Annotated in this window: 13 protein-coding genes and 1 tRNA gene; 7 read left to right on the top strand and 7 right to left on the bottom strand. The window is 70.8% G+C overall.

All coding sequences use genetic code 11. The features are described 5' to 3' along the window. Nucleotides 1-2,967 (top strand): FG-GAP-like repeat-containing protein, encoded by a 2,967-nt coding sequence (locus BJ971_RS39775; RefSeq protein ID WP_184998418.1) that lies wholly within the window; start codon nt 1-3, stop codon nt 2,965-2,967. Nucleotides 2,968-3,040: 73 nt separating this feature from the next. Here the strand turns inward: BJ971_RS39775 and BJ971_RS39770 are convergent. Then, nucleotides 3,041-3,128 (bottom strand) — tRNA-Ser (locus BJ971_RS39770). Between the two features lie 326 nt (nt 3,129-3,454). On the opposite strand from BJ971_RS39770, the gene BJ971_RS39765 reads away from it, so the two are divergent. Both BJ971_RS39765 and BJ971_RS39760 read left to right on the top strand, forming a co-directional pair. Next, nucleotides 3,455-4,504 (top strand): glycoside hydrolase family 26 protein, encoded by a 1,050-nt coding sequence (locus BJ971_RS39765; RefSeq protein ID WP_311772857.1) that lies wholly within the window; start codon nt 3,455-3,457, stop codon nt 4,502-4,504. Nucleotides 4,505-4,588: 84 nt separating this feature from the next. Then, nucleotides 4,589-5,563: an NAD(P)H-quinone oxidoreductase gene (locus BJ971_RS39760; protein ID WP_184998417.1), complete on the top strand. Its 975-nt coding sequence runs from the start codon at nt 4,589-4,591 to the stop codon at nt 5,561-5,563. On the opposite strand, the gene soxR is transcribed toward BJ971_RS39760, so the two are convergent. Continuing rightward, nucleotides 5,552-6,004 carry a redox-sensitive transcriptional activator SoxR gene (gene soxR, locus BJ971_RS39755; protein ID WP_275411402.1) on the bottom strand — a complete coding sequence of 151 codons (453 nt, stop codon included), beginning with the start codon at nt 6,002-6,004 and terminating at the stop codon, nt 5,552-5,554. The two genes, BJ971_RS39760 and soxR, sit on opposite strands and share 12 nt — an antisense overlap. Before the next feature lie 48 nt (nt 6,005-6,052). On the opposite strand from soxR, the gene BJ971_RS39750 reads away from it, so the two are divergent. Further along, nucleotides 6,053-6,733 carry a thiamine pyrophosphate-binding protein gene (locus BJ971_RS39750; RefSeq protein WP_184998416.1) on the top strand — a complete coding sequence of 227 codons (681 nt, stop codon included), beginning with the start codon at nt 6,053-6,055 and terminating at the stop codon, nt 6,731-6,733. Between the two features lie 5 nt (nt 6,734-6,738). Continuing rightward, complete coding sequence (locus BJ971_RS39745) at nt 6,739-7,623, top strand: transketolase family protein (RefSeq protein ID WP_184998415.1); 885 nt, start codon at nt 6,739-6,741, stop codon at nt 7,621-7,623. On the opposite strand, the gene BJ971_RS39740 is transcribed toward BJ971_RS39745, so the two are convergent. Beyond that, nucleotides 7,620-8,072 carry a hypothetical protein gene (locus tag BJ971_RS39740; protein ID WP_184998414.1) on the bottom strand — a complete coding sequence of 151 codons (453 nt, stop codon included), beginning with the start codon at nt 8,070-8,072 and terminating at the stop codon, nt 7,620-7,622. The two genes, BJ971_RS39745 and BJ971_RS39740, sit on opposite strands and share 4 nt — an antisense overlap. A gap of 58 nt (nt 8,073-8,130) precedes the next feature. Next, nucleotides 8,131-9,279, bottom strand: a complete 1,149-nt coding sequence (locus tag BJ971_RS39735; protein WP_184998413.1) for an acetyl-CoA C-acyltransferase — start codon at nt 9,277-9,279, stop codon at nt 8,131-8,133. 35 nt (nt 9,280-9,314) lie between these two features. Between BJ971_RS39735 and BJ971_RS39730 the strand changes: the two genes are divergently transcribed. After that, on the top strand, nt 9,315-9,737 hold the full coding sequence (locus tag BJ971_RS39730) for a PH domain-containing protein (RefSeq protein ID WP_184998412.1): 423 nt from the start codon (nt 9,315-9,317) through the stop codon (nt 9,735-9,737). A gap of 8 nt (nt 9,738-9,745) precedes the next feature. On the opposite strand, the gene BJ971_RS39725 is transcribed toward BJ971_RS39730, so the two are convergent. Both BJ971_RS39725 and BJ971_RS39720 read right to left on the bottom strand, forming a co-directional pair. Then, on the bottom strand, nt 9,746-10,660 hold the full coding sequence (locus tag BJ971_RS39725) for a rhomboid family intramembrane serine protease (protein ID WP_184998411.1): 915 nt from the start codon (nt 10,658-10,660) through the stop codon (nt 9,746-9,748). Between the two features lie 33 nt (nt 10,661-10,693). Then, nucleotides 10,694-11,218 carry a peptidylprolyl isomerase gene (locus BJ971_RS39720; RefSeq protein WP_184998410.1) on the bottom strand — a complete coding sequence of 175 codons (525 nt, stop codon included), beginning with the start codon at nt 11,216-11,218 and terminating at the stop codon, nt 10,694-10,696. A 173-nt stretch (nt 11,219-11,391) separates the two neighbouring features. Between BJ971_RS39720 and BJ971_RS39715 the strand changes: the two genes are divergently transcribed. Next, the gene (locus BJ971_RS39715; protein WP_221478950.1) at nt 11,392-12,036 is read left to right on the top strand and encodes a hypothetical protein; all 645 of its coding nucleotides are present in this window, start codon (nt 11,392-11,394) and stop codon (nt 12,034-12,036) included. Nucleotides 12,037-12,081: 45 nt separating this feature from the next. On the opposite strand, the gene eccB is transcribed toward BJ971_RS39715, so the two are convergent. After that, nucleotides 12,082-13,524, bottom strand: a complete 1,443-nt coding sequence (gene eccB, locus BJ971_RS39710) for a type VII secretion protein EccB (RefSeq protein WP_184998408.1) — start codon at nt 13,522-13,524, stop codon at nt 12,082-12,084. Nucleotides 13,525-13,577: the final 53 nt, after the last annotated feature.

The raw sequence follows: 13,577 nt of genomic DNA, 5'->3' as shown, positions 1-13,577 counted from the left end.
TTGCTAACGTCGCTCCGCTTCATCGATGAACGGGGGAGATGTCTAGTGCGTGTTCGTTCGTGGTTCGCCTTTCTGGCGATCACCCTCTTGGCGGTCGCTGGGCTCAGCGCCGCCCGCTCCGCGCCCGTACAGGCCGCGACGTCCGCGCCCTTCCGGGTGCTGACCTTCAATGTCTGCGGCAACAACGCACCGGACAACTACGACGGCCCCAACCAAAAGGGCTGCATGTACCGCACGCAGGACCTGGCCGATTCCAAGGCCTGGGTCGCACGGCTCAAGACCCAGATCCTCACCGAAGGCGGCACCACGACGCCGGACATCATGATGTTCCAGGAGATGTGCGCCGGCCAACGTGACCTGATCCGAGCCCAGCTCAGCGGCTATCAGGTTGCCTGGGTCAGCTTCCGGCCAAAGGGCTACGCCTGCCACCACTGGGACCCTGACAACCCGGACAAGAGCTTCGGCACCGCGATCTTCTACAAGGGCACCGCCGCGACGCCGCTCATCAAGGTGCTACGGGCCACCAACTATCCGACCGACGACAAACGCGCGTTGCTCTGTGTTCCCGCGCCGGTCGGCGGACGCCAAGCGCTGGTCTGCAACGTGCACAACGACGCCTCGCTTGCCGACGAGGGCGCCCATGAGACCGTCGTGCAGATCCAGAGCTGGGCGGCCGGACGGCCGGTGATCCTCGGCGGCGACTTCAACGCCGACCCCTTCGATCCCCAGCTCAACGCCTACTACGGCATCGGTGGCGGCGCCGGCCCTTTCACCGAGGTCGACCAGGGCAACCGTCAGCACTTCACCGACAGCTGCCGCCGGCTCATGGCGTGCCGGACCGGTGAAACGACCACCGCCCCCGGCCAACCGCCCTCCACCGAGCCGGCCCGCAAGTTCGACTACCTGTTCGCGAGTTCGGCCGGCATCTCGTGGACCGCCCGCCGGGTGATCACACCCACCAGACTCACCCGTATCCCCGACCACAATGCCTTGCGAGGTGACGGCGTGTGGGTGAACGCGGCCGAGCCGTCCGCGCCGGACGTGCACCAGGTCCGTCCGCTCGGCTGGTTCGGCACCGCCGACAGCGACGGCTGGCGTGGCGTGCGGGACATGTCGGTCGGGCGCTTCGCCGGCCGGGACCAGGTCGAGGACGTACTGGTCCGCCGCTGGACCGGTGAGGTGCAGGTCTACCCGGGACTCGTCGGCGGCGGCCGGCTGGGCCGGCCCGTCACGCTCGTGCCCGCGAATCAGGGCTGGTCGGACGGTAAGAAGATCGTCACCGGAGACTTCGACGGGGACGAGGACGACGACGTCGCCATCCTCTGGAGCTCGGGCACGATCTTCGTGTACCCGGGTGACAACGACGGCCACCTCTCGGACTGGACCATGCTCAAGAGCAACAACTTCTTCTCCGACGCCCGGGATGTGGCCGCCGGCGACTTCAACGACGACGGCCGCGACGATCTGCTCGTCGAATGGAGCCGGGGCAGCCTGTTCTTCTACCCGAGCCTGACAACCGGGATCGGCCTCGGGGACCGGATCTCCCTCATGGATACCGATTCCCTCTATGTCGCGTCCGCCGAGATCTACGATGCGGCGAACCGCGCGAAGGCCACTCCGTACGGTCTCCTGGCCGGCGACGTGGACCACGACGGCGACGACGACATCGTCGTACGCCGCAACAACGGCGACCTGGTCAGCTACACCCTGACGGTCAGCGGGCCGACAACGTTCGACCTGAGCACACCCACCACGATCCACCAGCAGCCGGCGCTGCCGACGCTGCCGACCTTGCCGGTCAACGACGTCGTCGGCGACCTGAACGACGACGGCAAAGACGACCTCGCGGTCCGCTGGAGCAACATCGACACGACGGCCCTGCACAACGCCGACCTGTCCGATGCCCGCAGGGATGACCTGCTCTTCTACGCGGCCCCGAAGAAGGGCATCAACCCTACGAGCCCGTCCGGTGTCATGCAGGTCGACGGGTTCGGTGCCGGCCTGGAGGATTCGGCCGACGTCATCGCCGGCAACCTCGTCGGCGGCGACAACCGTGATGACCTGCTGATCCGCCGCGAGAGCGGCACACTCTCCGCCTACCCGGGTACCGGCGCCGGCTTCGCCAGTGGCAGCGTGCAGATCGGGACCGGCGGGGCCTGGAAGGACGCCCGCGACATCGTGGCCGGCGACTACAACGGCGACGGCCACGACGACATCGTGGCGCGCTGGGCGGACGGCACGGTCACGATGTCACCCGTCGACGGTGCCGGACATCTCGGCCAGCAGGTGGTCATGCGCCCGGCCGCCCAGGGCTGGTCCGACGCCGTCGAGGTGGTCGGCGGCGGCGACCTGACCGGCCCGGACGAGAACGGCAGGACGTACGACGATCTCGTCGTGCGATGGACCGCGGGCAGCGTCTACCTGTATCCCGGCGACGGCGCCGGTGGGCTCGGCAACCGCATCGTGCTGCGAGATGCCGACCAGGGCTGGCAGGACTCGGTCGGCATGACGGTCGGCCGTTTCACCGGCGGCACCCTCGACGACCTCGTGGTCCGCTGGCGAGCGGGCAGCGGTTTCGTCTACCCACGCCTCGCGGCGGGCGGCGTCGGCGACTGGCAGCCCTACCGGACCGCCGGGACGCTCACCGCCGCCGAAGGCCTGGCGGCCGGAGCGTTCACACAGACCGGCGCCGGCTCCCGTGACGTCGTCGCCCTCTGGGACGATCACACCGTCCAGCTCTACCCGGCCGACCCGGCGCCGAGCGACCCGATCTCGCTGCGCTCGACCGGCGGCGACATCGACCATTTCGAGTACGCGTTCGACGGTGCCACCACATGGTCGAAGGTAGCCGCTGTACGTGGGGTGGCGAGCGTGAGCGCGCCACAGGGAGCACAGCAGGTCCAGGTCGTGGCGGTGTACCGGGCCGGAAACCGGTCCACGCCTACCAACTACCAATTGCCTGCCTGATCCCGCTCTGAACCCGAAACGGCCCCGCCGTCCTGCGTAATCGCAGGTCAGCGGGGCCGTTTCGGGTTCAGAGCGGAGGGCGTGGGATTCGAACCCACGGAGACGCGGAACGCCTCACCGGTTTTCAAGACCGGCGCCATCGGCCACTAGGCGAGCCCTCCCGGGCTGCGCGGGCAGCCTCGCGAGCAGCGTACCGGGCGGGACCGTCGACCCGAATACGACCCGGCGTCCGAATGGTCGTTCGCGGCCCGCTAGGTAGGGGCAGGCGGCGGCCGCCAACGCGCTATGACCTTCGCTCGCCGCTGTTTGTGTCCGGTATTACCCGTCTGGCGAGGTTTTCCAGCCCCGAAATCCTCAAGTTTCGCCGTTCGGGTCGGTCGCAACCGGGCGGCACCTGTCCGGGACCGGGTCGCGCACCTGCCGCACCGGAATCTCTAGTCATGCCCGGCCGAACCTGGCGCCGGAACATGCGGGGGGAAACCAAAAAGTGCGTATCAAGTTTGCGAAGTCGTTGACCGTCCTGGCCGCCATGGCCGTCGGCGCCGGTACCGCGATGGCCGGCACCACCGCCGCGACCGCGGCGCCGGCCAAGCCGTGTGTCACCGACAAGAACTTGGTGCCCTCCTGTGGCGTGTTGTGGGGTGCCGCCGCGGGTGGTTTCACCACCAAGCCGCGCGACGTCGAGCTGAAGAACTGGGAGAAGCTGTCGGGCCGCACCGCTTCGATCTTCCACACCTACCACAAGGGTGACGAGGCGTTCCCGACCAAGGCCGAGATCGCGATGACCTCCGACCCGGCCAACCCCCGCGTCCTGCTGACCAACTGGAAGATCGCCTACGGCTCGAACTGGGCCAAGGTCGCCAAGGGCGAGCAGGACAAGCGCATCGACGCGTTCGCCGCCCGGATCAAGAAGACCTACGGCGACAAGAAGTTCTTCCTCGTGCTCAACCACGAGCCGGAGAACGACGTCATCGCCAAGAAGGGCTCCGGCTGGGAAGCCAAGGACTTCGCCGCCATGTACCGCCACACCATCAAGCGCCTCGAGAGCAAGGGCGTCGACAACGCGATCAACGTGATGGCGTACATGGGTAACGAGAAGTGGATGGCCCAGTCCTGGTGGGCCGACCTGTACCCCGGCGACGACGTCGTCGACTGGATCGGCCTCGACTCCTACGTCAGCGCGGAGAAGGGCTACTACCACTACGGCAAGTTCGCCGACCTGCTCGACCGTAAGGCCACCGGTAACAAGGGCCTGGGCTGGTACGACTGGGCCACCACCAAGCACGCGTCCAAGCCCATCATGATCGCCGAGTGGGGTGTCTACCACCGCATCGGTAAGCCCACCGACAAGACCGCCGGCTACAACTCGGTGCTGCCGGAGCTGGCCAAGCGGCCCGGGATCAAGGCCATCGTCTACTTCGACACCAAGAACGACGACGAAGGCAACCGCGACATCAGCATCGACAGCACCAAGAACAACCTGGCCGCGTTCAAGAAGCTCGCCGCCAACCCGATCTTCAACGTCAAGATCGGCTGAACCACCCGCACTTCCCCACGAGCCGCCCGGCTGATGCCGGGCGGCTCGACCGCTTTTGTCGTACGCATCGGGCAAGCTGTCCCCATGCACGCGATCACGATCGAGCAGCCCGGCGGACCCGAGGCCCTGCTCTGGACCGAGGTCCCGGACCCGACGCCCGGCGAGGGTGAGGTGGTCGTCGAGGTGACGGCCGCGGCGGTCAACCGGGCCGACGTGATGCAGCGCCAGGGCCACTACCCGCCCCCGCCCGGCGCCCCGCCCTACCTGGGCCTGGAGTGCTCCGGCGTGATCACCGCGATCGGACCGGGCGTCACCGGCCGCCACGTGGGCGAGCGGGTCTGCGCCCTGCTCGCCGGCGGCGGCTACGCCGAACAGGTGGCGGTCCCCGAGGGTCAGCTGCTGCCCGTGCCGCAGGGCATGTCCCTCCAGGAGGCGGCCGCCCTGCCCGAGGTCGCCTGCACGGTCTGGTCGAACGTGGTCGACATCGCCCGTCTCCGCAAGGGCGACACCCTGCTGGTGCACGGCGGCGGCGGTGGCATCGGCACGTTCGCCGTCCAGCTGGGCAAGGCGCTCGGCGCCACCGTGATCGTCACCGCCCGCGAGCCGAAGCACGCCCGGTTGCTGGACCTCGGCGCCGATCTGGCGATCGACTACACGTCGTCCGATTTCGTCGGGGCGACGCTCGACTTCACCGAGGGGCGCGGGGCGAACGTCATCCTCGACATCGTCGGCGCGAAATACCTGGACCGGAACGTGGCGGCCCTGGCGCCCGACGGCCGCATCGCGATCATCGGGTTGCAGGGCGGGCGGCGCGGCGAGCTCGATCTAGGTGCGCTGATGGGCAAGCGCGGCTCGGTCTCGGCGACGACGCTGCGCGCCCGGAGCGTCGCCGACAAGGCACGGATCGTCGCGGGGGTGCGTGAGCGGGTCTGGCCGCTTGTCGACGCGGGGGCGATCCGCCCGATCATCGACCGCGCGGTGCCGATGCGCGACGCCGCGGACGCCCACCGGCTGATGGAGAGCAGCGACCACGTCGGCAAGATCCTTCTACTGCCGTAGTTGCGACGGCGGGTTCAGGATGAGCTGAGGGCCCTCGCCGAGCCGCGCCAGGCGGTCCTCCGGGTTGATCAGGCGGCAGCGTTGCAGGCTCAGGCAGCCGCAGCCGATGCAGCCCGTCAGCTGGTCGCGCAGCCGCTCCATCATCGCGATGCGTTCGTCGAGCGTGTGCCGCCAGCGGGCCGACAGGCGGGCCCAGTCCGCCTTGGTCGGCGTGCGGTTCTCCGGCAGCGCCGCGAGCGCCTCCCGGATCTCGTCCAGCGAGACACCGACCTGCTGGGCGATCCGGATGAACGCGACCCGGCGCAGCTCGTGCCGCTCGTAGCGGCGCTGGTTGCCGCCGGTGCGGGTGGCCCGGATGAGTCCTTCCCGTTCGTAGTAGCGCAGTGCCGACTGCGCCACCCCGCTGCGAGCGGCCATGTCGCCGATCGTGAGAAGCTCCACCCCGAGCACCCTTGAGTTGAAGTGAACTTTAACTAGCAGGCTGAGAATATGACTGCTACGGCCGTTAGATCAAACCTGCTGGGCACCTTGCTGACCCGGCTGACCGGCGACGAGAAGCACGCGCCGAGCGCGTTCTCGACGCTCGACGTGCTGTGGGTGCTGTACGACCGCATCCTGCGCGTCTCGCCCGAGACGGCGGACGAGCCGGACCGGGACCGCTTCCTGCTCTCCAAGGGGCACGGGCCGGCCGCCTACTACGCCGTGCTCGCCGCCAAGGGCTTCATCCCCGTCGACTGGCTCGACGACCTCGGCGGGCCGCACAGCCACCTCGGCCACCACCCCGACCGGGTGCTGATCCCGGGCGTGGAGATCGGCACCGGGTCGCTGGGCCACGGGCTCGGCCTCGCCGCCGGTACCGCGCTGGGGCTGCGCGCGCAGGGCTTCGACGCCCGCACGTTCGTCCTGCTGGGCGACGCCGAGCTGGACGAGGGCTCCAACCACGAGGCCATCGCGTACGCGGCGGCGGCCCGGCTGGACCGGCTCACCGCCATCGTCATCGACAACCAGTCCTCGACGCACGGGTGGCCGGGCGGCATCGCCCGCCGCTTCCCAGGGTGGTCCACCTCCGTGGTGGACGGGCGTGATCACGACGCCATCGAGGATGCCCTGTCCCAGAGCGACGGTGACCGGCCGCACGTCGTCGTCGCCGTCGTCGAACCGAAAGGCTGAGGATCATGCGAGAGACCTTCGTCCGCACCACGACCGCGCTGCTCGACGAGGACCCGCGGACCGCGGTGGTGCTCGCCGACATCTCCGCCGACGCGTTCGCGGCCGCGCACCACAGACACCCGGACCGGGTGCTCAACGTCGGTATCCGCGAGCAGCTGATGACCGGCGTCGCCGGCGGGCTCGCGCTGACCGGGCTGCGGCCGTACGTGCACTCCTACGCGCCGTTCCTGATCGACCGGGCCTACGAGCAGATCAAGCTCGACCTCGGCCACCAGGACGCGGGCGCCGTGCTGGTCAGCATCGGCGCCTCGTACGACGCGTCCGCCGAGGGCTACACGCATCAGTCGCCCGGCGACGTCGCGCTCCTCGACACCCTCGAGGGGTGGACCGTGCACGTGCCGGGTCACCCGGACGAGGTGGCGCCGCTGCTGCGCGCGGCGGCCGGCAACGACGACCGGATCTACGTGCGGCTCTCCTCGCAGCACAACGCCCGCGCGTACGAGCGGACGGACCGGCTACAGGTCCTGCGGCGCGGCTGGGCCGGTGCACCCGTCGTGCTCGCGGTCGGGCCGATGCTCGACCCGGTGCTCGCCGCGACCCGCGACCTCGACGTCACCGTCGCGTACACGCTGACGCCGCGGCCGCTCGACGGTGCCGGGCTGCGCGAGCTGGTGAGCCGCGAGGTCGTCGTCGTGGAGCCCTACCTGGCCGGCACGTCGAGCCGGCTCGTGGCGGCGGCGCTGTCCGACGTACCCCATCGGGAACTGCACCTCGGCGTGGGCCGCGCCGAGCAGCGGCGCTACGGCACCCCCGCGGACCATGCGCGCTGGCACGGCCTCGACCCGGCGGGCCTGCGGGCCTCGATCTCGACGTTCCTGGACCGGGCCTAGGCGGCGGCGGTGAGCCGGCCGGCCGGGCGACGCTCGCGGAAGACGTGCTTGAGCAGCGCGTCGAAGTGCCACACCTGCTCCGGCTGGCCGAGGCGCATCCGGAACCGTTCGCGGACACCGTCCACCGCGGTCGCCGCGACGTCCACGGCGGACATCCGCAGGTCCGGGCGCCAGGTGACGTTGCTCAGGTGACGCAGGTTCGCGTTCAGGTGCAGCCGGAGCCGGTGCAGCACCCGGGTCTCCTGGGTGACGACCAGCCGGCGGTAGGTAAGCAGCAGCAGGAACTCCCCGGACAGGGGCCGGTCCGGGCACACGCACCGGGTCACCAGCACGGTGGAATCGTCCGGTTCCACGCAGCGGCGGAAGATGGGCAGATGCCGGCTCACGGTGGGGATCGTGACCCCGGCTTCGGCGGCGGCGGGGAGGAACGTACGGGAGAACACGTCCATGTGGCGTTTAACGCGGCGCAAAGGGGGAAGCTGCGGCCACGGCACGATGAATATCGAATTACAGAAGCTCGACCACCGTGGCGTTCGCCATTCCGCCGCCCTCACACATGGTCTGCAATCCGTACCGGATGCCGGTCTGTCGCATGTGGTGCAGCATCGTCGTCATGATCCGCGCACCGGACGCGCCGAGCGGGTGGCCGAGGGCGATCGCGCCGCCGAGCGGGTTGAGGCGGGACGGGTCGGCGCCGGTCTCGGCGAGCCAGGCCAGCGGCACGGGCGCGAACGCCTCGTTCACCTCGTACACGCCGATCTCGTCGATGGTGAGGCCCGAGCGGTCCAGCGCCTTGCCCGTCGCCGCGATCGGCGCGGTCAGCATGATCACCGGATCGTCGGCCGCGACCACCGCGGTGTGCACGCGGGCGATCGGCACCAGGCCGTGCGCGGCCGCCCAGCGGGACGTGGTCACCGCCAGCGCGGCGGCGCCGTCGGAGATCTGCGAGGCGGAGCCGGCGGTGACCACGCCGTCGGCCTTGAACGGCGTCTTCAGCGCGCCGAGCTTGTCGAGCGTGGTGTCGCGCCGGATGCCCTCGTCGCGGGTGACCGCGCCGACCGGCACGACCTCGACGTCGAAGACACCGGCGTCCTGCGCCTTGGCGGCCGCGGCGTGGCTGGCCAGGGCGTACTCGTCGAGTAGGCGCCGGGAGAAGCCCCAGCGCGCGGCCATCATCTCGGCGCCGACGCCCTGGTTGAAGACGGACGTGCCGTAGCGCTCGGCGATCGCCGATCCGTACGGGTCGGCGCCGGCCGCGCTCGACCCCATCGGCACCCGGCTCATCGACTCGACCCCGCCGGCCACCACCAGGTCGGCCTGGCCGGAGAGCACGGTCGCCGCGGCGAAGTGCAGCGCCTGCTGGCTCGACCCGCACTGCCGGTCCATGGTCGTGGCCGGCACCGACTCGGGCCAGCCGGCCGCGAGCACGGCGCTGCGCCCGATGTTCCAGGACTGCCCGATGTTCCAGGACTGCTCGCCGACCTGGGAGACGCATCCCCACATGACGTCCTCGACGTCCGCCGGGTCGAATCCGGCGCGCGCGGTGAGTGCCCGCAGCACGATCGCCGACAGGTCGGCCGGGTGTGTCTCCGCCAGCCCTCCGTTACGCCGCCCGACCGGAGTACGGACAGCACCGACGATCACCGCGTCTCGCATACCGCCGACGGTACGCGGGCTGCGATAGTTGTTGCATGTCGCCTCTTCAGTGGCGGGTGAAGCCCGTTCTGCCGATCACCAAGCTGCTGGGCGCGGTGGCGGTGGTGGTCCTGGTCGCGGTGTCCGGCCGCGAGGACCCGGTGCAGTTGGTCCTCGGCGGGGTGGCGACCGCGGCGCTGACCGCCTGGGCGGCCCGGGACCTGATCGCACCGGTCCGGCTGAGCGCGGACACGAGCGGGGTCACCGTGGTCACCGGCTTCCGCCGGCGCCGGCACCTGGCCTGGCCTCAGATCGAACGGGTACGGGTCGAGCGCAGCGAGCGCCTCGGCCTGCGCAGCAGCCTGCTGGAGATCGACGCCGGCGAGAGCCTGCACATGTTCAGCACCAGCGACCTGGGCGCGGAGCCGGAGGAGGTCGCCGAGGCGCTCAACGCCCTGCGCGCGAACGCCCCGTCCTGACGCCCGGGTCAGCTCAGCAGCACGCCGGTGCGGTAGATCGTCAGCGCCACCAGGACCAGGAAGATCCCCGCGCAGCCGGCGCCCTGCACCAGGTTGCGCCGTTCCCTCGGCGCGTAGGCCAGCACCGCCGCCACCGCGCCGCCGACCGCCAGGCCGCCGAGGTGGCCGGCGACCGAGATGTTTGACGCGACGAACGTGAAGATCACGTTGATGACGATCACCGGCAGGATCGGGGCGATGCTCAGGTTCAGGCGCTTGAGCAGCACGAAGATGGCCGACATCAGGCCGAAGACCGCGGTGGAGGCGCCGGCCGTCATGGCGTTCGGCGCCGAGAAGAGGTACGCCGCCACATTGCCGCCCAGGCCCGCGAGCAGGTAGAGGCCGACGAAGCGGAGCGGGCCCAGCTCCCGCTCGATGTCGCGCCCGAGGAACCAGAGGGCGTACATGTTCATCAGCAGGTGCAGCACGCCATAGTGGATGAACATCGCCGTGAACAGGCGGTACCACTCGCCGTGCGCGATGCCGTGCACCGACATGTCGCCGACGGGCCCGTAGAGGGCCTCGCCGAGCACCGCGCCCCACTCGGTGAGCGGGGTGCTGCCGCCGAGCAGGCCGCCCCAGCCGCCGCCGGCGACGGCGCTCGAACCGCCGGAGATGATCGAGGCGACCATCATCAGGACGTTGACGCCGATCAGGACCCGGGTGGCCGTCCCGGCGCGGCCGGCGACGCTCCCGCCGAAGGCGGTGCGCGCCGGCCGCTGGGTGCGCCTGCCTTGGGCGACACACTCCGGGCACTGGTGGCCTACCGAGGCCTCGTTCATGCAATCCGGGCAGATCGGGCGTTCGCAGCGCGTGCAGCGCACGTAGGTCTCTTTTGACGGATGGCGGTAGCAGACCGGAGCCGTCACCGGAGACTCACTCATGCCTCAAACGTACCCGGAAGAGGGCTGCGTTCCCTATGCCCGCTCGATCTCCACGCGCTCGACGACGACATCCTCGCGGGGCCGGTCGCCGGGGCCGGTCGGGGTGGTCGCGATCGAGTCCACGACCTTGGCGGACTGCTCGTCGGCCACCTGGCCGAAGATCGTGTGCCGCCGGTTCAGGTGCGGGGTGGGTCCGACGGTGATGAAGAACTGCGAACCGTTCGTGCCCGGGCCCGCGTTCGCCATGGCGAGCACGTAGGGGCGGTCGAACTGCAGCTCGGGGTGGAACTCGTCGGCGAACTGGTAGCCGGGGCCGCCGCGGCCGGTGCCGGTCGGGTCGCCCAGCTGGATCATGAAGCCGGCGATGACCCGGTGCGAGATCGTCCCGTCGTAGTACGGGCCGCTGCCCTTCTGGCCGGTCCGCGGGTCGACATAGTCCTTGGTGCCCTCCGCGAGCTCCACGAAGTTGCGGACGGTCGCCGGTGCGTGGTCCGGAAAGAGCTGGAGCCGGATCGGGCCGTGGTTGGTGTGCAGGGTGGCGTAAAGAGCGTCGGCCACGGGTACTCCCCCTCAGTGTCGCGGTCGCCGGTCCGCTACGTCGGGGCCGGCGCTGGACAGTTCTTTGCATTCGGATCCTCCCCCATGTGTCAGATCCGGCAACGCGGGGGTACCCAAGAGGGCAACATGGCGTGGGAGAGAACCACAGGAGGTGGGCACTGGTGTTCGCAACGATGCGACGGAAGTACCGCAGCGCTCGGATGAAGCGGGAGCTCGGTCAGAGCGTCGACCACTTCAAGCGCGCGGCAACCATCGCCGCGCACGAGACCAGCTCGACCGTGGGTCCCAAGATCACCGCGGCCCGGGAGCGTGTGCAGCCGACGGCCGCCAAGGCGATGGACGCCGCGTCGCAGAGCTGGGACAGCGCCATAGCGACGCTGACTCCGCTGGTCGTCACCGCGGCGGAGAACGCGCGGCAGGTGAGCTGGCCGGCGGTCGAGGCCGGCTTGAACACCACCAAGGCCGGCCGGAAGAAGGCGAAGCAGCTCAAGCGGCGCGCCCGCGGGCGCCGGCACTCGGGCCTCCGGCTCGCCGGCCTGCTGCTGGCCGGCGCCGCCGTCGGCGCGGCCGGCGCGTACGTGGTCCGCATGCGCCGCCGCGAGCAGTGGGACGAGTACGACCCCGCGGGCCCCCTGCCGACCCCGGTCGCCGGCGCCGACGACGCCGCGTTCGAGCCGGACCTGTCGGGGCCGACGGGCCTGGTCACGCCGATCGACGAGACCGACCCGCTCACGATCGACGAAGGGGCCGACCAGACCTCCTCGGCGCAACACAGCCCGACGGTGGCGCGGATGGCGAGCGGCAAGAACAAGAACTGAACCTGGTGGAAGGCACGGTGAAGGGCGGACCCGCGGGTCCGCCCTTCACTCGTCCGTGGCGTCCGACTGCCGGGCGCGTACCGGATCCAAGGCCGGGCCCTGCGGCAGCAGGGCGACCAGCTGGCCCGGGATCGGGTCGGGCTTGACGCCGCCGTAGCCCAGCCGGGGCAGCACCTCGCGGCTCGCGACCGGATAGCGCCGGCCGATGTCCGTCACGATGCTGACCGTGCCGCTGCCCGCCGGCGCCGTCGGCGACGCCGCGGCGACGACCAGGGCGCCCTTGCCGCGGGGCACGTAGACCAGGTCGGCCTGTACGCCTCCGGGCACGGCCGGGGCCCCGCCGACCGGGCTGCCCTTGGCGACCGTCGGGCCGATCCGGATGCCGACCTCGGGGTTCTCCGCGTCCTTGCCGTCGTGGGTCAGGCAGACCTGGCCCGGGCCGTTCAGCAGCACCGGGACGGCCGGCGGGAAGCCGGCGTTCGCCGCGGCCGCGACCAGCTGGGTCTGCGAGCGCGGCAGGTTGCTGTAGGTGCCGAGGTCCACCTCGCTCCGGTCGTCGGTGTCCCGGTCGACCTGCAACAACCGGGCCTGCACGTCGGTGATGTCGGCGACGCCGTCGCCGAGCACGACGGCCCACTTGTCGCCGGAGTCGCCGCCGATCCGCAGCAGCCGGCCGATCTCGAAGTCGTCGATCGCCGGGGACGCCTCGCCGCGGTCCGGGATCGCGGGCGGCTTCAGGTCCGGCCCGACCGGCACCGCGTTGATCCACGCCGTCGCCACCGGCAGCGGCTGCTGGGTCCAGCCGAAGAAGACCTGGGTCTGCTGCACCCGGCCGGCCGGGATGAGGAAGCGCCGGTTGTTGTAGACCAGGTAGGTGCGCTCGGCCGGGTCGGAGACCAGCAGGCCGCGCAGGTCGGCGGCGGGGGTGTCCGCCCGGGGCACGGGCAGCACCGTCCCGTCGGTGAGCCGGTCACCGACCGACAACAGGCTCCGCGGCGCCGTGGCGCCCTCCGGCGGCAGCGAGCACACCGTCCACACCGGGTCGAGCAGGCCGCCCTTGGCCGCCGGCAGCGAGTCGGGCGCGTCCGGTATTCCGAGCGGGTCGCCGAGCGGCACCTTGGCCAGGCTCTCCGAGGAGGCGTCGACCAGCTTCGGCTCGTTGGTGTTGGCGATCAGCAGCCCGGAGCTGTAGTTGAGCACCGGGTGCATGCGGTCGTCGGACTTCAGGTAGACGTAGCGGGCGCCGGAGCCCTTCTCCAGGAAGACCACGGCCTCGTTGCGCGGCTCCACGGTGCTGCGGCCCTTGAGCAGGCCGTACACCGCCGCGCCGCCGACGGCGAGCGAGGCGACGACCAGGCTGATCAGCGCGGCGCTGCCGGCCCGGCGCAGGGGCGAGCGGTGCGGATCGGGGTCGTGGGTGACCAGCGCGGCCACCACCCGCTGCTGCGAGTACTGGTACGAGTGCAGCTGATCCTGGCGCGACGGCACGCGATTTCCCTCCCCAGGGCGACACCGTCACTCTAAGGCCCGGCGAGAGGCTC

Origin of the sequence: Amorphoplanes digitatis (assembly GCF_014205335.1) — a bacterium.
GTDB classification, from domain to species: domain Bacteria; phylum Actinomycetota; class Actinomycetes; order Mycobacteriales; family Micromonosporaceae; genus Actinoplanes; species Actinoplanes digitatus.
This window is presented reverse-complemented; position numbering and strand designations above follow the sequence as displayed.